20 protein-coding genes are annotated in these 20,972 nt (G+C 72.7%); 11 read left to right on the top strand and 9 right to left on the bottom strand.

The window, feature by feature from the left end; all coding sequences use genetic code 11:
* Positions 1-170: 170 nt before the first annotated feature.
* From ABZ621_RS17780 to ABZ621_RS17770, 3 genes are all read left to right on the top strand, one after another.
* On the top strand, positions 171-503 hold the full coding sequence (locus ABZ621_RS17780) for a hypothetical protein (RefSeq protein WP_360605406.1): 333 nt from the start codon (positions 171-173) through the stop codon (positions 501-503).
* A 140-nt stretch (positions 504-643) separates the two neighbouring features.
* Complete coding sequence (locus ABZ621_RS17775; protein WP_360605404.1) at positions 644-979, top strand: hypothetical protein; 336 nt, start codon at positions 644-646, stop codon at positions 977-979.
* Positions 980-1,143: 164 nt separating this feature from the next.
* Complete coding sequence (locus ABZ621_RS17770) at positions 1,144-1,413, top strand: hypothetical protein (RefSeq protein ID WP_360605402.1); 270 nt, start codon at positions 1,144-1,146, stop codon at positions 1,411-1,413.
* 115 nt (positions 1,414-1,528) lie between these two features.
* Here the strand turns inward: ABZ621_RS17770 and ABZ621_RS17765 are convergent, their stop codons facing one another.
* The gene (locus ABZ621_RS17765; protein WP_360605620.1) at positions 1,529-2,203 is read right to left on the bottom strand and encodes a carbonic anhydrase; all 675 of its coding nucleotides are present in this window, start codon (positions 2,201-2,203) and stop codon (positions 1,529-1,531) included.
* Positions 2,204-2,524: 321 nt separating this feature from the next.
* On the opposite strand from ABZ621_RS17765, the gene ABZ621_RS17760 reads away from it, so the two are divergent.
* The gene (locus ABZ621_RS17760) at positions 2,525-3,874 is read left to right on the top strand and encodes a bifunctional folylpolyglutamate synthase/dihydrofolate synthase (RefSeq protein ID WP_360605400.1); all 1,350 of its coding nucleotides are present in this window, start codon (positions 2,525-2,527) and stop codon (positions 3,872-3,874) included.
* A 21-nt stretch (positions 3,875-3,895) separates the two neighbouring features.
* Here ABZ621_RS17760 and ABZ621_RS17755 read toward each other — a convergent pair whose 3' ends face one another.
* Together ABZ621_RS17755 and ABZ621_RS17750 are read right to left on the bottom strand one after the other, a co-directional pair.
* Positions 3,896-5,152, bottom strand: coding sequence for a PQQ-binding-like beta-propeller repeat protein (locus ABZ621_RS17755; RefSeq protein WP_360605618.1), 1,257 nt, complete (start codon positions 5,150-5,152; stop codon positions 3,896-3,898).
* A gap of 182 nt (positions 5,153-5,334) precedes the next feature.
* On the bottom strand, positions 5,335-5,943 hold the full coding sequence (locus ABZ621_RS17750; RefSeq protein WP_360605398.1) for a CGNR zinc finger domain-containing protein: 609 nt from the start codon (positions 5,941-5,943) through the stop codon (positions 5,335-5,337).
* A gap of 140 nt (positions 5,944-6,083) precedes the next feature.
* Between ABZ621_RS17750 and ABZ621_RS17745 the strand changes: the two genes are divergently transcribed.
* Complete coding sequence (locus tag ABZ621_RS17745) at positions 6,084-7,358, top strand: MFS transporter (RefSeq protein WP_360605396.1); 1,275 nt, start codon at positions 6,084-6,086, stop codon at positions 7,356-7,358.
* A 361-nt stretch (positions 7,359-7,719) separates the two neighbouring features.
* Here the strand turns inward: ABZ621_RS17745 and ABZ621_RS17740 are convergent, their stop codons facing one another.
* Complete coding sequence (locus ABZ621_RS17740) at positions 7,720-8,898, bottom strand: alginate lyase family protein (RefSeq protein ID WP_360605394.1); 1,179 nt, start codon at positions 8,896-8,898, stop codon at positions 7,720-7,722.
* A 286-nt stretch (positions 8,899-9,184) separates the two neighbouring features.
* On the opposite strand from ABZ621_RS17740, the gene ABZ621_RS17735 reads away from it, so the two are divergent.
* Positions 9,185-9,568 carry a hypothetical protein gene (locus ABZ621_RS17735; RefSeq protein WP_360605392.1) on the top strand — a complete coding sequence of 128 codons (384 nt, stop codon included), beginning with the start codon at positions 9,185-9,187 and terminating at the stop codon, positions 9,566-9,568.
* Positions 9,569-9,749: 181 nt separating this feature from the next.
* Here the strand turns inward: ABZ621_RS17735 and ABZ621_RS17730 are convergent, their stop codons facing one another.
* Positions 9,750-10,769, bottom strand: a complete 1,020-nt coding sequence (locus tag ABZ621_RS17730; RefSeq protein ID WP_360605390.1) for an Lrp/AsnC family transcriptional regulator — start codon at positions 10,767-10,769, stop codon at positions 9,750-9,752.
* Positions 10,770-11,085: 316 nt separating this feature from the next.
* Between ABZ621_RS17730 and ABZ621_RS17725 the strand changes: the two genes are divergently transcribed.
* Together ABZ621_RS17725 and ABZ621_RS17720 are read left to right on the top strand one after the other, a co-directional pair.
* Positions 11,086-12,531, top strand: coding sequence for an MFS transporter (locus ABZ621_RS17725; RefSeq protein WP_360605388.1), 1,446 nt, complete (start codon positions 11,086-11,088; stop codon positions 12,529-12,531).
* Complete coding sequence (locus ABZ621_RS17720; protein WP_360605386.1) at positions 12,528-13,727, top strand: M20 family metallopeptidase; 1,200 nt, start codon at positions 12,528-12,530, stop codon at positions 13,725-13,727. The genes ABZ621_RS17725 and ABZ621_RS17720 overlap by 4 nt, the downstream gene beginning before the upstream one ends.
* Positions 13,728-13,776: 49 nt before the next feature.
* On the opposite strand, the gene ABZ621_RS17715 is transcribed toward ABZ621_RS17720, so the two are convergent.
* On the bottom strand, positions 13,777-15,366 hold the full coding sequence (locus tag ABZ621_RS17715; protein ID WP_360605384.1) for an alpha/beta hydrolase: 1,590 nt from the start codon (positions 15,364-15,366) through the stop codon (positions 13,777-13,779).
* Positions 15,367-15,461: 95 nt separating this feature from the next.
* On the bottom strand, positions 15,462-16,088 hold the full coding sequence (locus ABZ621_RS17710) for a hypothetical protein (protein ID WP_360605382.1): 627 nt from the start codon (positions 16,086-16,088) through the stop codon (positions 15,462-15,464).
* Positions 16,089-16,277: 189 nt separating this feature from the next.
* On the opposite strand from ABZ621_RS17710, the gene ABZ621_RS17705 reads away from it, so the two are divergent.
* The 3 genes from ABZ621_RS17705 to ABZ621_RS17695 all read left to right on the top strand — a co-directional run bounded on the left by ABZ621_RS17705 (position 16,278) and on the right by ABZ621_RS17695 (position 18,406).
* Positions 16,278-16,652, top strand: a complete 375-nt coding sequence (locus tag ABZ621_RS17705; RefSeq protein ID WP_360605616.1) for an FKBP-type peptidyl-prolyl cis-trans isomerase — start codon at positions 16,278-16,280, stop codon at positions 16,650-16,652.
* A 288-nt stretch (positions 16,653-16,940) separates the two neighbouring features.
* Entirely contained in the window at positions 16,941-17,534 is a 594-nt protein-coding gene (locus ABZ621_RS17700; RefSeq protein WP_360605380.1) for a TetR/AcrR family transcriptional regulator, read from the top strand.
* Positions 17,531-18,406 carry an alpha/beta hydrolase gene (locus tag ABZ621_RS17695; protein ID WP_360605378.1) on the top strand — a complete coding sequence of 292 codons (876 nt, stop codon included), beginning with the start codon at positions 17,531-17,533 and terminating at the stop codon, positions 18,404-18,406. Before ABZ621_RS17700 ends, ABZ621_RS17695 begins: the two co-directional genes overlap by 4 nt.
* A gap of 115 nt (positions 18,407-18,521) precedes the next feature.
* Here the strand turns inward: ABZ621_RS17695 and ABZ621_RS17690 are convergent, their stop codons facing one another.
* A complete protein-coding gene (locus ABZ621_RS17690) occupies positions 18,522-20,195 on the bottom strand; it encodes a carbohydrate binding domain-containing protein (protein ID WP_360605376.1) in 1,674 nt (557 codons plus the stop codon).
* 237 nt (positions 20,196-20,432) lie between these two features.
* Entirely contained in the window at positions 20,433-20,867 is a 435-nt protein-coding gene (locus tag ABZ621_RS17685; protein ID WP_360605374.1) for a MarR family transcriptional regulator, read from the bottom strand.
* Between the last annotated feature and the right edge of the window lie 105 nt (positions 20,868-20,972).

The raw sequence follows: 20,972 nt of genomic DNA, 5'->3' as shown, positions 1-20,972 counted from the left end.
CGACGGACGGGGGCCGTACGCGGCTCCCGGACGGCCGTACGCCGGAGCCGGCCCGCCCGCGATCCCCTGAACTCCCTTCGGTCCGCGGGCGGACCGTCCCCGAAACCATCACCCCAACAGGTGACAGGCGAGTCCGTTCCCCTCGTCGACCGACACGTCAAGGAGAAACCATGCGTTCCAAGCTGAGGGCCCTCACCGTGGGGGCCCTGCTCCTCGCCGGCACCGTCCTCCAGGCCGCCCCCGCCCAGGCGGCCATGATGCGCCCGCCCGGCAGCGGCGAGGCATGCACGTCCACGGTCAGCGCCGACGGCAAGACCGGCAAGGCCATCTGCAAGAACGTCGGGAGCCACATGATCGAGGTCAAGTTCATCTTCGTCTGCGGATGGGCCCTCGACCTCGAGAGCTCGTGGCTCGCCCTCGCCCCCGGTGAGAGCGACGGAGCACAGGGCACCTGCGGCGGCACCGGAGTCGGAAGCATCATCACGGAGGTCCGCGACCTGTGAGCGGCCGTCACGTGCCGCCCGCGAACCCTCGCCCCGCCCCGCCCCCTCGCACCACCTCGACGTCCCGCACCACCTCGACGTCCCGCACCACTTCGACCGAACCCGCGGCGACGACCGCATCCGCAGCAAGGAGAGACATCATGCGCAACGTACGGCGCGCTCTGACCCTGGGCGCCGCACTCACCCTGGCCGCAGTCGCGCAGCTCGCGCCCGCCGAAGCGGTGGTCAAGCGCCCGCCGGGGGGTGGCGAGTCGTGCACGTACTCGGTGTCCGCGGACGGTCGTGACGCCACGGCCGTCTGCAAGAACAACAACAACCACCCCATCGAGTTCCGCGCCGTCATCGTCTGCGGCTGGACGTGGGACGAGACCGGCCCCTGGGTCACCCTCCAGCCGGGCAAGCGGAAGGCCTCCAGCGGCCGCTGCGTCGGCGGATCGGGCGTCGGAGGCGTCTCCGCCGACGTGCGCGACCTCTGATCGGTCCGGTCCGGTCCGGTCCGAACAGGACCCGACCGGACCGGAAGTGTCCTGACCTGACCGTCCATCGGCAACCAGTCCGCCTCGACGACACCGCCCCGGTCGGCATCAGCCGGCCGGGGCGGCCCGGCGGGGCGGACAAGCGGAGAAGGAGAGAGAACACCATGTCCGACCCATCCCACCCCGGCGGCAGCGCCCGTCGCGTCGTCCTCGCCACGGCTGTCATCGTCGGCCTCTGCGGTGCCGTCGCCCTCGTCACCGTGCTGTGCCTCCACCTCTTCGGAGCGACCGGCTCCCAGGAGGCCGACACCAAGCCGCCGCCGGTGACCGGCGACCAGGGATCGCCGGAACGGCCGTACGACCCGTTCTGGCCGCCCGCACCGCCGGCCATGCCGCCCCAGCCCCTGCCACCCAACCCCGGCACGTACCGATGACCGTTCCACCACCTCGTCCGGCGCGCCACCCGTGCGGCGGCGGAAGCCGCCCCGAAGAACCCCCTGCTTCCACGCGCCGGGCGGTCGGACCGATCCGGGACACGCCCGTTCGGCGTCAGTGGATCTCGCGGACGAGTTGGTTCGTGAGTTCGTAGCGGGCGCCGACGACGGCCAGTCGGCCCGTGGCGATCCTGTCGGCCAGGTCGGGTTCGGCGGCGAGCCGCGAGCGGACGAGCCGGACCTGGGTGGTGACGGCGGCGTCCACGCGGGCGGAGCCGGGGAGCGAACGGTCGATCGCGGGCTTGATCTGCTCGGCGACGTACTGGATGTGGGCAGGCAGCTTCTCACCGGTCGCGTCCGCGCGGACCGCCGCGGAGACGGCACCGCACGACTGGTGCCCGAGGACCATGATGAGGGGGATCCCGAGGTCCAGCACCCCGTACGCCACGCTCCCGAGCACCGCCTCGTCGAGGACCTCGCCGGCGGAGCGGACCGCGATCAGGTCGCCCAGGCCCTGGTCGAAGACGAGCTCCGGCGGGACCCGGGAGTCGATGCAGCCGAGGACGACCGCGAACGGGTGCTGCCCGGACACCACCTCGGTGCGGACGGCGCGCGTCTCGTGCGGATGCTTCTCGTGGAAGGTGCGCCAGCGTTGGTTGCCCGCCCTCAGCTCGCGCAGCGCGGCTCCGGGCGTCGCGGGCCGGGCCCGCCTCCCCGGCACGGGCGCCCAGGCACCCGTGGCCACGACCGCCCCGGTCGCGGCGGCCCCGGTCACGGCGGTGCGCAGCAGTCCGCGGCGCGAGGGAGCCGCCTGCCGCGTGCAACCGTCAGCGTCACCGGGCGGAAGAGGTTCCGAAGAATGGTTCACGGCAGGAACGTACGGCCGGGCCCGGTGGCCGTCTGTGTGTTTGCCGAATGCACGAGGTCTCTTGGATTGCTCTTGAACTCCGGGGCGGGGCCTCAGGGACGGGGGTATGGCGGTACGACGGTACGGCGGTCAGGTGCAGTGGGCGGAGTCGTGTCCGCGCGCAGCAGTCGTCAACCATGCGCGCCACCAAGGAGTTTCGCCCTTCGCTGCCGAGCCGTCACGCCCGGTGGCATGATCCGGTGCGTGGACTACCGAATGTGCGTCGACATGCTGGCGAAGCTGCACGAGAACCCCGACGGGGTTTCCCGGCCGGTGCGACAGGCGAACGTCTCCCGGCTGCTGGAGATGCTGGGAAGACCGGAGCGGGCACTGCGCGGGATGCTGGTGGTCGGGACGAACGGCAAGGGTTCGACGTGCGCGTACGCCGTGTCGGCGGTGGCCGCGACCGGCGCACGGGTCGGCAGCATGCCCAGCCCCCACCTTCAGGAGCCCAGGGAACGGATCCGGATCGACGGGGTCCCCGTGACGCGCGACGAGTACGCGGCGGCGTACTCCGAGGTCTGGCAGGCGATCGAACGGCACGACCTGCCCGTCCTCGCCCAGGGCGTCTACGCGCTCACCGCGGCCGTGCACTTCCGGCGGGCGGGCGTCGAGCTGACCGTCGCCGAGGCCGGCATCGGCGGGAGACGGGCGGCGGCCGCGGAACTCGGCCTGGACGTGAAGGTCGTCACCGGCATCGGCCTCGACCACACCCGCCTGCTCGGCACCTCCCTCACGCAGATCGCCGAGGCGAAGGTCGCGGTCGCGCGGGACGGGGACCACGTCGTCCTCGGGCGCCTGGACCCGGAAGCCGCCACGACCGCCGCGCGGGTCCTCAAGGAACGGGCGGGGCTCTCCGTCTGGCGGATGGACCACGAGATCCGCTACACCGCCCGTGTCGCCGGCGACACGGGCCCGCACGGCCCGGTGACGCTCGTCGACATCACCACGCCCCGCGCCGTGCACCGCGATCTGCCCTGCCCGCTCCCCGGAGCACACCAGCACCACAACCTCGCGGTCGCCGTCGCCGCGGTGGACGCCCTCGTCGAACGCGGCCACATCCACGAGCCGGACGGCGACCGGCTCCGCGCCCGCCTGGCGGCCACCCGCTGGCCCGGGCGCCTCGAACTGGTCGAGACCCGCCTGGGCGACTGGACGGGCCGCGTCCTCCTGGAAGGCGCCACCAATCCGCAGGGCGTCGCGACCGTGGCCCCGGAGATCCTGCGCCACGCCCGCGGCGGGGGACACGCGCGACCGCCCGTGCTGCTCTTCGCGTCGATGGACGACAAGGACGTCTCCGGCATGCTCGCCCCGCTCCCCGCCGACTGGCCCCTGGTCCTCACCCGCACCGGCGCGAGCAGAGCCGCGGAGCCCGCGACCCTGCGCGCACGGCTCGCGCCCGGCCGCCGAGGCCCGTGCGTGACCGCCGAGGACGCCGGGTCCGCGCTCCACCGCGCCGCCGAACTCGCCGGACCCGACGGCCTGATCGTCGTCTTCGGATCGCTGCGCCTGGTCGGCGAATCCCGTACGGCCCTGGGCCTGCAGCCCGCGTGACGGGGTGTCGGGGACTGGCTGTCAGACGGGGAGCGCGTGCAGCTTCTTGCCGTGCAGGGCGAACACGTGCTTCCCGTCGGTGGCCACGAGCCACGCGTGGTAGTCGCCGGAGCCGTCGTTGAACGTCCAGCGCACCGCACCGGTCTTCGCGTCGATGGCGATCACACCACCCCGCTGGTCCAGGTCCGTGGCCGCGTAGAGGACGCCACCGGCCTTCACGTACTGCCGTGGCACCGTGAGGTTCGCGTCGGCGAGCGCCTGGGACGTCCAGATCTCCTTGCCGGTACGGGGGTCGAGGGCGCGCAGGGTGCGGCCGCTGTCCGCGAGGTAGAGGACGTCGTCCAGGACGGCCGGCTCCTTGAAGGACACGTAGCTCTCCGCCGTCTCCACCGACCACTTCAGCGAGCCGTCGGCAAGGCCGAAGGCCTGGAGCTTCGGGCCCTGCGGCACGATCACCAGGTTCTCGTACACGGCGAAGAAGCCGTAGTTGGTCTTGGTGGTCTTGTGCGTCCACACCTGCCTGCCGGTGGTGGTGTCGCGCACCGTGAGGTTCTTCTTGAAGTCGGTGTAGACGAGGTGGCGGCCCTGGGCGTGGGCGTGGATGCCGTTGCCCTCGGTGCCGAGGTCGCGCCGCTCCTTCCACGCCGGCCTGCCGGTACGGCTGTTCAGCGCGGCGATCACGTTGGTCTTCGAGGACCCGTCGGCCTCCAGGACCTCGGCGATGACGTACACCTGCTCGTCGTCCACCGCGATCGGCCTCGGCTGCCGGTACCCCTTGCCCAGGTGGCTGCGCCAGGTCTCCTTGCCCGAAGCCGGGTCGTAGCCGGCGACCGTGCCGTCGTACGTGGCGCTGGCCAGGTACAGCGTGCCGTTGCCGAGCAGCATCGGCGCGCCGGGCACCGCGCCGTCCTTCGACGACCACCGCTCCGCGCCCGACGCGGCGTCCAGCGCGGCCAGCGGCTCACCGCTGGCGATCACCACACCGCTCGTGGCGACGAGTTCGTCGTTGTCACCGTAGGTCTGCGCGGACGTCGTCTTCGTCCACAGCGGCCGGGGCGCACCGCCCGCGTTGCCGGCGCCGCCCCCGGCGGGCTTGTCGCCGCCGGGACTGCTGGAACCGCCCGATCCGCCGGAGCTTCCCGATCCGCCGAGGCCGGATTCGTCCTCGCGGCAGCCGGTCGCGCCCGCCGTCAGGACGGCCAGCGTGAGTCCGCCGCCGACCAGCCGCAGTGCGCGCCGCCGGGAGAATCTGCCACTCGGCACGCTGTCGCCTCGCATCGTCATGTCGCTGTACTCCCGTGGAGCCGTCGGATCGGGGAACCGCTCGGGTCGGCGTCGTACGGACGTGCGACCCGGCGGCACGGAACGCTAGCCGTCGTCTCCGGACGAAGGCGGTGCCGGGGTCGGATCGGGACGGCTTCGTGAACCAATCGGGACACTGCGGAGGCGCCCCCGGTGGATCAGGACTGACGGCTCGCCGTCTTCTCCCGCTGCTTCTGTTTCTGCCGGGCGTAGTAGGCGCGGGTGCGGTTGCGGTCGCCGCAGTCCTTCGTGTCGCACCAGCGGCGGTTCCGTCGCGGTGACGTGTCGAGGTAGACCCATCCGCACGTGGCGTCCTCGCACTGGTGCAGGCGGTCGAGGTCGTCGCGCTGGGTGAGGGTCACGAGCCCCCGGACGATGCGGTGGCGGGGCAGGTGGAGGTCGGTCTCCCGGTCCTGCCACTTCCAGCGGCCGTCCGCGTGGACGAGGTCCGCCGCGGCGATCGACGCCCGGTACAGGCCCGCGAGGTCCGCGGCGGCTGCCGCGTCGTCGGCGAAGAGGACTTCGTAGACCGTCTCCCGCGCGGCGACGACCCGTTCGCGTTCCCGCTCGGCCGCGGCGCTGTCGAGGTCGGCGAGGTCGCGCAGGGCGGTGGCCTCGCTCGTACCGATCAGACCGGATTCGAGACACCACTCGACGACGTCGGAGTAGGTCCGCAGGGACTCGGTGCGTTCGGGTCCGCCCAGTCGCCACGCGACGGTGTTCACCAGGTCGAGCATGCGGTCGCCCGCGATGTGGCCGAACTTCACCGTCGGCTCCTCTCATGGATGTCGATCCTCATGGGTGAATGCATCATTGCATGTGAGGTGATCCTCTGTGATCATGAGGGTGCTTTCGCTGTCATGCCTAATCAGCGAATCACCCATGAGATCTCCACGAGGGGAACGCCGTGCCCGTCGCCGCCGCCGTCAGACCGTTCACCGCCCTGTGGGCGTCGCAGGCGTCCTCGAACCTCGCCGACGGACTCCTCCAGGCCGCGGCCCCGCTCCTCGTCGCCACACTGACCCGTGACCCGCTCGTGGTGGCCGGCATGACGGTGGTGCAGTTCCTGCCCTGGCTGCTGGCGACCCTTCCCGCGGGTGCGCTCGCCGACCGGATGGACCGGCGGCGGATCCTCGTCGCGGGCAATCTGCTGCGCGCGGCGGGGTTCGCGCTGCTCGCCCTCGCCCTGGCCGACGGGTGGCGCCACGTCGCCCTTCTCTACGCCGCGGTGTTCGTCGCCGGCTGTGCCGAGACGTTGGTCGACAACGCGGCCCTGGCCATACCGCCCCGCCTCCTGCCCCGCGCGAAGCTGGAGCGCGCCAACGGCAGGCTGTTCGCCACGCAGTCGCTCGTCAACACGTTCATCGGCCCGCCCGCCGGTGCGGCGCTGTTCGCGCTGGCGGCGTCCGCGGCCTTCTTCACGGGCGCGGCGGCCTTCGCCCTCGCCGGACTCGCGGCCCTGCTGCTGCCCGTGCTGCGGCCCACGGGAGAGGAGCCCGAGCCCGACGGCCCCGGCGGATCGGGCCGCTCCGGCCGGACCACCCTCACCCAGGACATCCGCACCGGATGGGTCCACTTCTGGCGCCACGACCTGCTGCGGCGCGTCGCGTTCATCTCGGCGGCGATCAACTTCTTCGGCGCGGCCACCGGTGGGCTCCTCGTCCTGCTGATCACCGGACCGTACGCGGTGGCCATGGCGCACTACGGCCTCTTCATCGCGGTGCCCGCGGCAGGCGCCATCGCGGGCTCGCTGCTCGCCGAGCGCGTCGTGCCCCGCATCGGCGGCGGCCCCACCACCTGGCTCGCCGCCCTCGTCCCGGCCGCCGGTTACGCGGTCCTCGGGCTCGGCCACAGCACGCCGCTCGCCCTGGCCGCGATGTTCGGCGCGGCGTTCGCCGGCTCGCTCAACCAGATCGTCGTCAGCACGCTGCGCCAAGCGGCCGTCCCCGACGCGCTCCTCGGCCGCGTCACCGCCGCGTACCGCCTGATCGTCCTGGGCGTCGTACCCCTCGGCGCGTTCGGCGGAGGCCTGCTCGGACGCCACCTGGGGGTCCGCGCCGTCTTCCTCGCCGCGGCCGCCGGACTCGCCCTCGCCGCGATCCCCCTCGCCTCCCGGGTCACCACCCAACGCCTCCGCGAGGCGGAGAGTCGTCCCGTGGGGGCCTTCCGATCGGACGAGTGACGCCGTCCCGGCCTCGACGCCGCCGACGGGCACCCCTATGCCGATCCATCCACGGAGATCCTGTCCGGATGACGCCATCCCCTCACCAGTGGGTGGGGCTTGTGGGGGGATCCGCAAGATACTGCCGGTCGCGAAGGCGGTGCACTGGGAGCCGGCGGCACCGGGCAGTCGCCGCGTACTGGGCAGCTTCTCGACCGGCACCCGGCACCCGGCACCCGACCCCCGCCTTCGCCGTCACGGGCCGGGCCGTGCCCGAAGCGTGTCGCGCGCGGGGCGCTCGTGTGCGCGGTCGAGGCGCCGGCCGGGATGCGTCGGGGCGTGCCCGCTGCTCTTCCCGGCCGGGTCTCGCTTTCCGCTCCGATCAGGAGGGGTTGTCTCCGTGGGTGAGGGTCTCCCACGCGACGAAGAGGTTGTTGGTGCCGGCGGGGCGGTTGCGCTTGGTCAGTGTCTCGGTGTTGGTCATGGCGAAGCCGAGACGGTTGTGCATGGCGTTGTAGCCGACCTCGGTGACGGGGCCGAGCCCCAGGTGCAGGCTGCCGCCGCACAGCGTGCTGGGCACGGCCGCGCCGAGTTCGTACCTGGACTGGAAGCCGAGCGCCTGGCGCAGCCGTTCGCCGACGTCCGTGCCGTACAGGTCCTGGCCCTGGATCCGGCTGGTCTCGGCGACGTGCGCGATGGCGGAGATGCCGTAGCCGGTGTGGGTGAAGTCGCGGCAGGTCTCCTGGGTGAGGCCGGTGGTGAAGGTCGACTGGCCCTGCCAGTACTTGATGATCTTGTCGCGGGTGTCGAGGTTCTGGCTCGGCACGGTCTTCGGCAGCGCGCCGTCGGAGGCGAGGTACACGTAGGCGGCGGTGCGCGTGCGGAACTTCGCCATGGCCTTGTCGTACGACGCCCTGTCCTCCAGGAAGACGGATATGCCGACGGCGGCCTCCATCATCGACAGCTCCCAGTTCCCGTTGGAGTTCGAGCCGTTGACGACCTCGGGGAGGTAGACGTCGCGGAGCATCGTCGCGAACCGGCCCGAGTTCGGCCAGCCGCCCGCGTACGTGTACTTGATGATCTCGGCGGCCTTGGGCCACGAGGAGCCCGCCCAGCCGGTCTGGAGCGGGGCGTTGCTGTTGGTGTGGTCCGTGATGACGGCGGACCAGGCGTCCATCAGCTGGATGGACTTCTGCGCATGGCGGGCGTCGCGGGTGACGTACCAGGCGAGCGCGTGGGTGTACGCCGCGATCGCGTCCTCCCGCTCGTCGGTGCAGCCGTAGTTGGGGTTGGAGTACGAGCCGCACTCCACGACCGCGCGCGGCTTCGGGGTGCGGTTCAGGTCGGCGTACTTGCTCGCCATCATCTGGTCGTACGCGCCCTTCCAGGGCTGCGCGCCGGCCAGGACCTTGGAGCGGGCGAAGTCCAACTGGCCCTGGGAGACGGTGACTCCGGGATGGGTGAAGACGGCGGGGGCGGCTTCGGCGCGGGGTGCGGACGGCCAGGCGAGGGCACCGGTGACGAGTGCGGCGACGGCCGCGAGGAGTGCGGTTCTGCGCATGGGTGGGGGGCCTTCCGTTCTCGTGTGAACGTGAAACGCCTTGCGGGGAAGGCGTGTTGAGCCGAGACCATAGGTCTGGACCACTCTTTCGTCAAGGTGTGAAGGAAGGGGGTTGGCCTCCGGGTGGTCCTCGATGCCCCCGACGCGACCGGGCGGGATGCGTGCGGTGTCCGGGGGGCGGAGGGTCGGGCCGTACCGGGCACGCCTCGTGGGCCTGCCCGGTGCGGCCGCCGCCCGCCTCGCGCGCGCTTGCCGCAGACTGACCAGGGACGAGGGGGATGCGCGTATGGACAGAGTGGTCGATCTCGACGAGGCGGCCGTCGTTCTCGCTCGGCGGATGCCGGGCTGGACGTCAGCCGGTCTTGTTGTCGCCCGGGCGACGTGGAGGGACGCGGAGGCTCCCTGGCCTCAGCCACTGTCGACCGACAGGGATCGGATACGCGATCCGGACTCCCTCGGGCTGGTGATATCCGGTCCGGCGGACGCCGTGCTGTCGGTCGTACTGTTCCGTGGCGGCTGGGCCGACGTGGACTTCGTCGTCGACCTGGACGACGCCGGTTGCCTGCCGGCCTCGGGGATCACCTCGGCGTCGGACTTCGGGGCCCGTGTCGACCGGTGGGTCGCCCGTGTCTTCGGCGACCGTGGTCCCGAGGGTTTCCCGACTTCCTGAGAGACTTCCCGAGACTTCTCTTCTCTTCATCCTCTCTTCCAAGTCGGCCCCGCGTGTGCGGGGATGGCCCTGCCGAGATGGCCGTCCGTACGGGCGTGGGTCGCTGCTCCCCGCATCCGTGGGGATGGGGGATGGGGACGGGGTCTCTGTGCTGTCCGTTGCGGGGCCGAGGGTGTGGGCCCTACGGTCTCGCAGGCGCCCCCGCCCCCGCCCCCGCCCCCATGACACGCTCCGGAATCCCCGCCCTCTTGTACGTACGCATGAGGACGGCCGTCTCCGTCGCGGTGGCGCCGTCCAGGAGGGCGAAGACCCGTGTGGTGAAGGCGTGCAGGTCGCGGGTGTCCCGATGGCTGGAGTAGCCCAGGACGTTGCTGGTGCCGGTGGTGAGGACCAGATGGCGGACGGCCGGCTCGCGGGCCAGGAGCCGTAGCGCGGCGTCGAGACGGTTCGGGGCGACGGCGAGCCGGAACCGCGCCTCCACCGGGTAGCCGAGGACGGACGGGTCGGCGTGCAGCCGCAGGTGCAGCACGTGCGAGGCCATCAGACGCGCGAGCCGTCGCCGGGCCGTCGTCTCGCCCACCCGCAGCGCCTGCGCGAGGCGGGTGGTGGACATGCGGGCGTCCGTGCCGAGCAGCGCGACGAGGCGCCGGTCCAGATCGTCCACCTGGAGTGCCTCGGGCAGCGGCAGGCCCTCCACGACCCGCCGTCGTACGTCCGTCGGCCGCTCGTCGTACGGCGCCCAGTCGCTCGCCGTCAGTAGGAGCCGCAGCACCACCTGGGACCGTACGTCGACGACGCCGTCGAGCCGGCCGATCGCCGAGTCGATCAGGGTGAGCAGGGCGTCGTGGTCGGGGGCCGTGATCTCCGCGTACACCTCCAGGTCGCCCGTGGCGACCTCGACCGACCGGGTGTCGGCGCGGCGTGCGAGCGCCAGCGCGGTCTCGTGCACGCGGCCGGGCGCGCACCGTACGGCGAGCTCGGCGATCACACCCTCGCCGAGGTACTCGGGGATGAGCGCGGCGGTGAAACGGACCCGCCCGGTGGCGGTCAGCCGTTCGAGCCGACGGGCCACGGTCCGCTCGTGCACCCCCGCCGCCACGCCGATCTCGGCGAAGGCGGCGCGCGGATTGCGGTGCAGGGCGCGCAGCACCGTGTGGTCCACGGCGTCCAGGCCCGGCGGACCGGAGTGGGGGACGGTCACGGCCCGCTCCTTCCGTCTTTCCTGCGCGTGCTGCTCCGCGGACCGTACGGGACGACAGCCGCGCGCTCCCGCGAACCGCCGGATCCCCACCGCATCGCGATGTCCTCTGCCAGTATCCGCCGCACAGCGGGTACTGGATGTCCCCTTCCCCCGATTCCACCGTCGACCCTTGTCGCGGTCCGGTCGCGTTGGCGACATTGTGGTGCGGCCCGCGCCGGGCGCTCCCAGCCCGTCGTACGGCCGGCCGGAGCGCATCGGCCGCCGCCACACCGCCTCCTGCCGCCCGCGAGGGCCCGCCACCGAACAGGTGTTACGTATGACGGAAACCGTCGCGCCCCCAGCCACCACCCCCAGAGGCCCCGTACGCCCCACTCCCGCGGCCGCCGTGATCACCGCCGTGATCCTCGTCGAGCTCTCCAGCGGCATCACGCAGGGCTTCCTCTCCCCGGTCCTGCGCGGCCTCACCGACATCCTGCGGGTGTCCGCCGCGGACCTGAACTGGATCAGCATCGCCAACCTGCTCGCGAGCGTCGCCTTCACCCCGGTCCTCTCCCGGCTGGGCGATCTGCACGGCCACCGCCGGGTGCTGCGCTGGAACCTCGCGATCGTCCTGCTCGGATCGCTCCTGGTCGGCGTCGCCCGCGACTTCCCGACCCTCCTCGCCGGGCAGATCCTCCAGGGAGCCTTCGCCGGCTTCTTCCCCCTCCTCGTGGGCATCCTGCGCAACCGTTCGGGAGACGCCGAGAGCCGCAGGGGCATCAGCGTGATGGTCGCCGCCCTGGTGGGCGGCCTGACCCTCGGGCTCGTGACCAGCGGCCTGGTGGCCCGTTCGGTGGACAGCCCGACCGCGGCCCTCTGGGTCCCCGCGGTCGCCACCTCCCTCGCGTTCCTCCTCAGCTGGCGCCTGCTGCCGGAGTCCGACCACCGGCCGGGCGGCCGGGTCGACTGGGCGGGCGGCGTCCTGCTCTGCGTCGGCCTGCTCGCCGTGATGCTCGGGCTCGGACTGGGCGGCACCCCCGGCTGGGAGTGGAGCTCCGCGCGCACGCTCGGCTGCCTGGTCGGCGGCGCGGCGGTGACGGCGCTGTGGGTCCTGGTCGAGCTCAGTACCACCGAGCCGATGATCGACGTCCGGATGTTCCGCCGCCGCAACGTCGCGGTGGTCTCCCTCGTGACGCTGACCTTCACCTTCTGCATGCTGGGCCTCCAGGTCGCCAACCCGGTCTTCCTCGGCACCAGCACCGCCCGTGACGGATACGGCCCCGGCCTCGACCCCTTCGCCATCGCCCTGGCGATGCTCCCCAACCTGCTGGCCCTCGCGGCGGGCGCGCTCGTGGCACCCGCGGTGGCCAGGATCCTCTCCGACCGCCTCACCCTCGTCTGCGGCTCCCTGCTGATGGCCACGGGGTACGTGCTCTGCGCCGTCGCCCACACGAACCTGCCCGCCTTCCTCACCGCCACGGCCGTCGCGGGACTCGGCACCGGCTTCCTCCAGCACTCCACGCGCACCCTCGCCGTCGAGTCCGTCCCCCGCGACCGGACCGCCGTCGGCTCCGGCATCAACGAACTCCTCATCAACGTCGGCGGCTCCCTCGGCGCCGCCGCGGTCCTCACCGTCTTCGCCGGGCACACCGCCGCGGGCCGGCCCCTGCCCGCACTCGGCGCCTACACCACCTCGTGGACCCTCTGCGCGGCCGTGTCCGTCGCCGGCGCCGTGATCGCCCTGCTGTACCGCACCGCCCAGTCCGACAAGGAGCGCGCATGACCGCCGCGACCAGCCTGCGGGAGCACACCCGCGCCGTCCTCGAAGCCCGCCGCGAGGACCTGATCGACCTCAGCCACGCCCTGCACGCCGACCCCGAACTCGCCTACGAGGAACACCGGTCGGCCCGTCGCATCGCCGACCTCGTCGAGGCCGCCGGCTTCGACACGGAGCGCGGCGCGTACGGACTGCCGACCGCGTTCCGGGCCACCGCCGGCAGCGGCGACCTGGTCATCGGCATCTGCGCCGAGTACGACGCGCTGCCCGGCATCGGCCACGCGTGCGGCCACAACGTCAACGGCGCCGCCGCGGTGGCGGCCGCCCTGGCCCTGGCCCCGTACGCCGACGACCTCGGCATCACCGTGAAACTCCTCGGCACCCCGGCCGAGGAATCGGGCGGCGGCAAGGTCGACATGCTGCGGGCCGGGGCCTTCGACGACGTGGCGGCCGCGATGATGGTCCATGCCGCCCCGCAGGACGCCGTGGGCATGACCTCCCAGGCCATCGGCAGCTGGAAGGTGAGCTACACCGGCCGCGCCGCCCACGCCGCCGCGATGCCCGAGCGCGGCGTCAACGCGGCCGACGCCCTGATGATCGCGCAGGTGGCCATCGCCGCCCACCGCCAGCAGATGCTCCCGGGCGCGGTCGTCTCCGGCGTCGTCACCCACGGCGGCGACGCCGCCAACGTCATCCCGGCCCTCGCCACCGCGGACTACGACTGCCGCGCCGGAACCCTCGACGAACTGCGCGAACTCCAGGCCCGCGTCCGCGCCTGCTTCGAAGCCGGCGCGCTCGCAACCGGCGCCGAACTGGCCCTGGAAGCGGTCGGCAACGACTACGCCGACCTGCGCCAGGACCTCGACATCGCTCGCGGCTACCTCGCCGCGGCCCGCGACCTCGGCCGCGGCATCCAGGACGTCGCCCCGACCCTCCGGGGCGGCTCGACGGACATGGGCAACGTCTCCCACCTGGTCCCCACCATCCACCCCATGATCGGCTACGACTCCGGCGACGCCGTCATGCACAACCCCGACTTCACCCGCTACGGCACCACCCCGCAAGCCGACCGAGCCGTCCTGGACGGCGGCCTGGCCATGGCCTGGACCGCCCTGGGCCTGGCCACCGACACCCACCACCGCACCGCCCTCCTCGCCCGCCGCGCCGCCCGGGCCCCCTTCTCCGGCCCGTCCCCGGAGTAGCGGGAACAGGGAAGCGGGGAGGGCGACTTCGTCCGACGTCTTCGACGACTCAGCACCGCACGTCGGCGTCAGGGCGCTCGCCCGTCAGCAGGAAGCGGGTGACCGTCCGGTCGCCGCAGGCGTTTCCGGTGCCGCCGGCGCCCACCAGGTACGAGCCGTGCCCGCCCCGGTCGACGGAGACCATCCGGGCGCGGTCGCCCAGCGCCTGACGCATCTTCAGGCCGGAGGAGTAAGGGGTGGAGGGGTCCCGCAGGTTCTGGATCATCAGGATGTTGGACGGCCCGTCGTCGGTGAGACGGACCGGCTTCTCCACCGCCCCGCCCTTCCAGAAGGCGCAGGGAGTGGCGTTCACCGGCATGCCGCCGGTCAGCGGGTGACGGGCCCGGTCGGCGGCGACCGCCCTGGCGTACGCCGGCACGGAACGGGGCCAGTCGACGTCGTTGCACACCACCCCGACGGTGATCGCGGCCGCCTCGTCGGGCATCGCGCCGGTCAGCTCCGGCGGCAGCACGGGCAGTGCCTTCGGGTCGAGGGCCTGGCCGACGAGACGCGCGAAGCCGGGGAAGGCGGCGTCGGAGTAGAGGGCGGACTGCAGCGCCTGCCGCAGGGCGGTGCCGGTGAGGAGCGCGCCGGGCACGCTGGTGGCGCGGGGCTCCCGGTCGAGGCGCGCGGCGAGGCCGACCACGAGGGCGCGCACCTCCCCGGGGCCGTCGGCCAGCCGGAGGCCCTCCGCTTCCCGGTCCGGGTGCGAGGCCCAGGCCGCGAAGTCCGGGAACCGGTCCTCGGCGCCCTTCGCCATGTCGGCGAGCCAGCCGTACGCGAGCCGGCGCGGGTCCGGGTCCGCGCTGCTGTCCAGGACCCAGCGATCGGTCCGGTCCGAATACTCCTGGGCGTATCGGGCGGCGACGTACGTCCCGTAGGAGTTGGCCCACGCCGACACCTTCGACTCGCCGAGCGCCTGCCGCAGAGCCTCCATGTCCCGCACCTGGTTGGCGGTGGTCAGGCTCCGCAGCATGGCGCCGCCGTTCCGGTCGCACGCCTCGGCGATCCGGCGCGCACGCTCGACGTTGGAGCCGATCGACCCGTCGGCGGCGGGCCAGGACCGCAGGGTCACCATCCACCGGTCCTCGTCCGCGAGCCCGCACCGCGCCTTCGTCGAGCCGCCGACCCCGCGCGGGTCGAAGGCGACGAGGTCGTACGCGCCACCGGTCTCCTTCGCGAGCGCCGCGCCCTTCTGCGAGAGCCGTTGCACCCCGGAGCTCCCGGGACCGCCCGCGATCACGAGCAGCGTCCCGCGGCGGGCCTCCGGCCGTACGGAGGCCAGCCGGGAGACGGCGATGTCGACGCGCGGACCGGTGGGGTCGCCGTAGTCGAGCGGCACGGAAAGCGTCGCGCACCGCTGCCCGGGGCCGGGCTTCACCGAAGCAGGACAGTCGGCCCACCGCAGACCGTCACCGCCGGGGATCACGGAAGCGGTGGTGGTGGCGGTCGCGGTGCCGGTGGTGGATGCGGGGGTGGTGCGGGCCTCGTCGCCGGTCGCGCTCGCGGGCCCTCCCACAGCGACGAGTCCCATGGAGGCGATGGCGGCGACGGCCAGGGTCGAGGCGGCAAGTGACGTAGTCGTACGGCGTGTTGTCATGCCCCAACCTTGTCGCCGGAAGGCCCGGCAACCCATCCGGCCACCGGTCCCATCGGGGGTGAGGCCACCCCCAGTGACTCCGGACCGCTGCCGCCCTAGCCCTCGGCGTCGTCGTCCGCGCCGTCGATCGCGTAGACGCGCTGTCGCAGCTGCTCGGCGGCCCAGTCGAGGCCGACGCCGAGGTCGAACCACTGCCGGTCCCTGCGGACTCCGGGCGGAGCGAGGTCCACGGCCGCCCACGAGAAGACCCCGAGGAGGACGGAACGGCCGTGCTGTGCGGTACGGACGGACAGCGCGAAGGGCGCGGCGAGGGCCGCGCGGGTCACCAGCAGGGTTCGCTCGTCCTCGGAGCGCGGGCGCCCGCCCGTGAGGAAGCGGGGCGTCTCCAGGATCTTGACCCACTCGACGACCGCGTCCGCGACCTGCGCGCGCAAGGAGTCCTCGATGCCCGCCCGGAGGGCGGCGGCAGGATGGTCGCCGAGCCAGCCGAGCCAGTGGCCGGAGGCGTCGAGCTTGCCGAAGTCGTCCTGGGGCACGCCGTGGTGGGGGTTCTTCTCGTACGCGCCGGTGAGTTTCCCGTGGGCGTCTACCAGCCAGGCGCCGCGAATCGCCTCGGGCGGCACGTAGCCGTTCGGGTCGTCGACGTACGTCGGGTCGATCTCGGCGACACTGCCACCCGGGTTCCTGGCGGCCTCGGCCAGCAGTCCGGGATCGGTCGGCACGGCCCGCCGCAGGCTTTCCCGGCTGCCCCGACCCCACGACCCGAAACGTCCCACGTTCGCCCGCCCTCATCCGTGCCCGCCCAGTCGACCGTGATTCTGCCGCACACCACGGGTCGGTTGGGCGAGAATGATCACTCAGGCATGTCGGCCGACGACGGGTCGGCCGGCGACGAGAGCGAGGAGCGGGCGATGGCCCTTGAGCGACCGGAGATCGAGTCCCCCCGAGGCAGGCCGTCCCCCTACCTGCACATCGAGGATCTGGTGGTGGGGGACGGGGACGAGGCCGCCAAGGGGTCCGTGGTCGGGGTCCACTACGTGGGCGTGGCCCACTCCACCGGCGAGGAGTTCGACGCCTCGTGGAACCGCGGTCAGGCCTTCGAGTTCACGCTGGGAGGACGCCAGGTCATCAAGGGCTGGGACATGGGCGTGCGCGGCATGAAGGTCGGCGGCCGCCGGAAGCTGGTCATCCCGCCCCACCTGGCCTACGGCGACCGCTCGCCGTCGTCGGCCATCAAGCCGGGCGAGACGCTGATCTTCGTCGTCGACCTCCTCTCGGTCGGCTGACGCGACGGTGACGCCCCCCCCGGGGGGCGTGCCGAGCGCGCGTGAAGGGCCCCTTCCGGAAGGCGGCCCTTCACGCGCCGACGAGAGAGACGGCCGAGACGAGGGGCGCGACTGTCCCCGCCGAGTGCCGATCAGCCGGCGCGCCCTGGCGAGGGCGCCGGTGACACGCGCCGGACCGCTCCGGACGTGCTGCGCCCTCATCCCACGACGTCGATGCGGTGGCCCGTACTCGATTGACAACCTAATACCCCTAGCTTGAAACTAGGATCCTTAGGAAAGGGAGGGCGCATGGTGCGTGCCGGGCTGACCGCGGATCGAGTGACCGCTGTGGCGGCCGAGCTGGCGGACGAGGCCGGGTTCGACCGGCTGACGATGTCGCAGCTGGCACGGCGGCTCGGGGTGAAGGACGCGAGCCTCTACGCGCACGTGCGGAACCTGAACGACCTGCGCGGCCGGATCGCGCTCCTGGCGGCGGACGAGAAGACCCTCCGCATCGCGGAGGCGACCGCCGGACTGTCGGGCAAGGACGCGCTGGTGGCGTTCGCGAACGCCTGGCGCGCGTACGCCCACGAGCACCCGGGCCGCTACACCGCGACGCAGACCCCCATCGAGATCGCCCCGGAGCTGGCCGCGGACGCGCCCGGACCGCGCCGCGCGGTCGCGCTGACCTACGGCATGCTGCGGGGCTACGGCTTGGCCGAACCCGATCTCACCGACGCCGTCCGGCTGCTGCGCAGCACGTTCCACGGATTCGTCGCCCTGGAGGCGGCGGGCGGGTTCGCGCACGAGCGGACGCCGCAGCAGTCCTGGGTCCGGGCCCTCGACGCCCTGCACTCCCTCCTGGAGAACTGGCCCTCCCCCCGAGAAGGAGACCCCTCATGACCGAGCCCGTCGTCGGCAGCCTGCGCGTGGACGGCGCGACCCTGCACTACGAAGTGCGCGGCCAGGGCCCGCTCCTGCTGCTCATCCCCGGAGGCGCGGGCGGCGCGGCCGCCTTCGACGGCGTCGTCGACGCGCTCGCCGCCGACTACACCGTCGCGGCCTACGACCCGCGCGGAATCGGGAGCAGCGTGCTGGACGACGCCGAGGCCGAGCAGCGCGTGTCCGAACACGCCGACGACGCCCTGCGTCTCCTGGAGCGGCTGTCGCCCGGCGAGCCGGCCCGCGTGTTCGGCGCGAGCTCGGGGGCGATCGCCGCGCTGCACCTGCTCACCACCCACCCCGAACGGGTCGAACGCGTCGTGGTGCACGAGCCGCCCGTGGTGGAGGTCCTGCCGGACGCGGCCGAACACCGCGCGCTCCTCGTCCGGGTGCGGGACACGCTCCGTACCGAAGGCCTCATGCCGGCGATGGCCGTGTTCGCCGCCGGGCTGACGGAGGGGGTCGAGGACGGGGCGGCCGGGGTGAAGGAGGGGGCCGAGGCCGGGAGCGCCGAGCCGAAGGCCGCGCCCGCCCTGCCGCCGCAGGCGGCCGCACGCGCCGCGCGGACGATGGCGGACCTGCCGTACTTCGTCGGACGCATCGTCCCGGCCTTCATGGCCTACGCCCCCGACGTCCACCGTCTGGAAGCGCTGACGGACCGGCTCGTCCTCGCGGGCGGCCAGGACTCGCGCGGCGAACTCCCTCACCGCACAGCCGCTTTCCTCGCCGAACGCCTCGGTGTGGACCTCCGGCACTTCCCCGGCGGCCACACCGGCTCGACCACCCATCCCGCCGAGTTCGGCGAACTCCTGCGGAAGACCCTGCGCGCCTGAGCCCGTGCTGCCACGGAGTCCGTACCGTGACCCGGCGGGCGGCCCCGACCGGTACGTACGGCGGCGGGCCGGGCCCGCGAAGGGGAGCCCGGCCCGCCGATCGGGGAGGGGGGCGTCAGCCGGTGAAGCCGGCGGTGATCTTCGTGAACTCCCAGTCCGCCTGGGCGATTCCGGAGCACGTCTCGGTCACCCCGCCACCGGCGCAGCCCCGGTCGCGGTTGACGGACCAGAAGGCGAGCCGTGCGATGTGGTGGGTGTTGGCCCAGTCCCGGATGGCGGTCCAGGTCTGCGGGGTGGTGACCTCCTGCTGGTCGGAGAGGCCGTTCATGCCGGAGATGCCGATGTGGGCGTAGGCGGTGGCGTCGTCCCAGCCGTAGACGGACTTGAGCTTGTTCTTCAGACCCTCGGCCGCGTTCACGGTGTTGCCGTACATGTCGGCGCCGCCGCCGAAGTCGAAGGGCATGATCGTGAAGACGTCGATGCCGGCGTCGAGCGCCTTGGACTGCTCGATGAGCCGGTTGCCCCAGGAGGTGGGGCCGGTGGTCGAGGTGCCGAAGGTGAGGATGGTGCGCAGGCCAGGGTTGTTCGCCTTGACGATCTTCAGCGCGCCGAGGACACGGTCCTGGACGGCGGCGTTCTCGAACTCGTCGGTGTTCTCGATGTCGACGTCGATGGACTTGAGCCCGTAGGCGTCGATGACCTTCTGGTAGGCGCCGGCGAGGGCCTCCGCGGTGGCGCAGTTGGGGCCGAGCTTGTTGCCGGACCAGCCGCCGATGGACGGGACGATGTCGCCGCCGGCCGCCCGGATGGCGTTGATGGTGGACTGGTCGATCCCGCCGGTGAGCGGGCGCTGGCCGTCCCAGGCCGGGTTGCATCCGCCGGACGAGAGGATGAAGGCCATGGTGAAGGTCTTGATGCCGGTGGCGTTCATGACCGTGGCCGGGGCCGGCGGGTTGCCCCAGCCGAGGTACAGGTAGGGCGCGGCCTGCTTGAAGCCGGTGCCGCCTCCGCCGCCCGCCTCGGTGCTGACCGTGACCGGAGCGGACGCGGGGGAGACGTTGCCGGCGGCGTCACGGGCCTTGACCGTGAAGGTGTACGCGGTGCTCGGGGCCAGCCCGCCGACCGTGGCGCTCGTGCCGGTCGCCGTGGTGACCTTGGTGGCCCCCTGGTAGACGTCGTATCCGGTGACGCCCACGTCGTCGGAGGCGGCGGTCCAGGCGAGGGTGACCGCGGAGGCGGTCTTGGAGGCCACCTGGAGGCCGGTGGGCGCGCTCGGCGCCTGGGTGTCGCCGCCGCCCCCGCCGCCGGGGCCGTCGAGGCTGAGGTCGTCGGCGTGGTAGGTGCCCTGCCCGTACCAGCCGTGGGTGTAGACGGTGGCACTGGTCTGGCTCGCACCGGTCGTGAAGCTCAGCGAGAGGCGCTGGTACGAGGGTGCCGACGCGGTCCAGGTCGAGGCGCCGCCGTCGACGCCGAGGTAGACGTAGTTGCCGCGCACCCAACCGGCCAGTGTGTAGGTCGTGTTGGGCTGGACGGCGACCGTCTGGGCGCATCTGGCGGTGTCGGAGGCGCTCACCGCGCCGGCCAGTGCCTTGGTGCCGCCGTGGACGGGGCTCGACACGACCGAGCCGGTGCCGCCGGAGCAGCTCCACCCGGACAGGGAGCCGGACTCGAAGCCCGGGTTCGTCAGCAGTTCGGCGGCCTGGGCCGGGGCGGGCAGGGCGACGAGGGCCGCCGCGCCCAGAAGCGACGCGCCGAGCGACGCCACCAGACGGTTGCGTACGAGCACCATTCCTCCAGGGGGGAACTGTGGGGTGGCAGGGAGGGGCAAGCGCGTCACAGATTGGACTGGACCAATCGCGCCGTCAAGACCTCCGTCTCACCCCTTGAGTCGGTTCATGGAGAAACGCAGCTCACCGCCCCCGCGAAAGAACTCGGCGGAGGCGGTGAGGAGTTGGGTGCTCGGGGGTGCCGTCCCGGGCGGAGAGCGGCCCACGGCTCGCGGGTGTTCCCGCCCGAGGGAGGGGGATCAGGCGGTGGGGTGAGAGAGGAAGATCCGTTCCAGGAGGCTTCGCAGACGGTCCCGGTCCTCGTCGCCGAGCCGGTCGAGGCCCTCCTGGGTGGTGCGCATCCGCGCGCGGATGGCGTCGGCGACGCGCTCGCCCTCCGCGGTGAGGACGACGTTCTTCACGCGCCGGTCGGAGGCGCCGGCCTCGCGGCGCACCAGGCCGCGCTTCTCCAGCCGGTCGACGATCCCGGTGATGTTCGAGGCGTCACAGGTCATGGTCTCGGCGAGGGCGCGCATCGCCGCGGGTCCCCGGCGCAGCACGGTCAGGGCCTTGCCCTGGCTCGCCGTGAGGTTCTCGCTCGCCGCCGAGGCGATGAACTCGCCGTAGTAGACGCCGAGGGACAGGGAGAGCAGCTCCATGAGCTGGGCCGTGTCGGCGCGGGGAGCTTCGGTCATGGGATCACTCTACCCGGAGATACTTGACTACCTCAAATATCGAGCTCTACCGTCTTCGTCATTGCATGAGGTTCTCAAGCATCGAAGTAGTCAAGCAGTAGCCCT

It is taken from the genome of Streptomyces sp. NPDC007863, assembly GCF_040633895.1.
GTDB lineage: Bacteria > Actinomycetota > Actinomycetes > Streptomycetales > Streptomycetaceae > Streptomyces.
The sequence above is the reverse complement of the archived record's forward strand: the minus strand, read 5'-3'. Positions and strand labels throughout refer to the sequence as shown.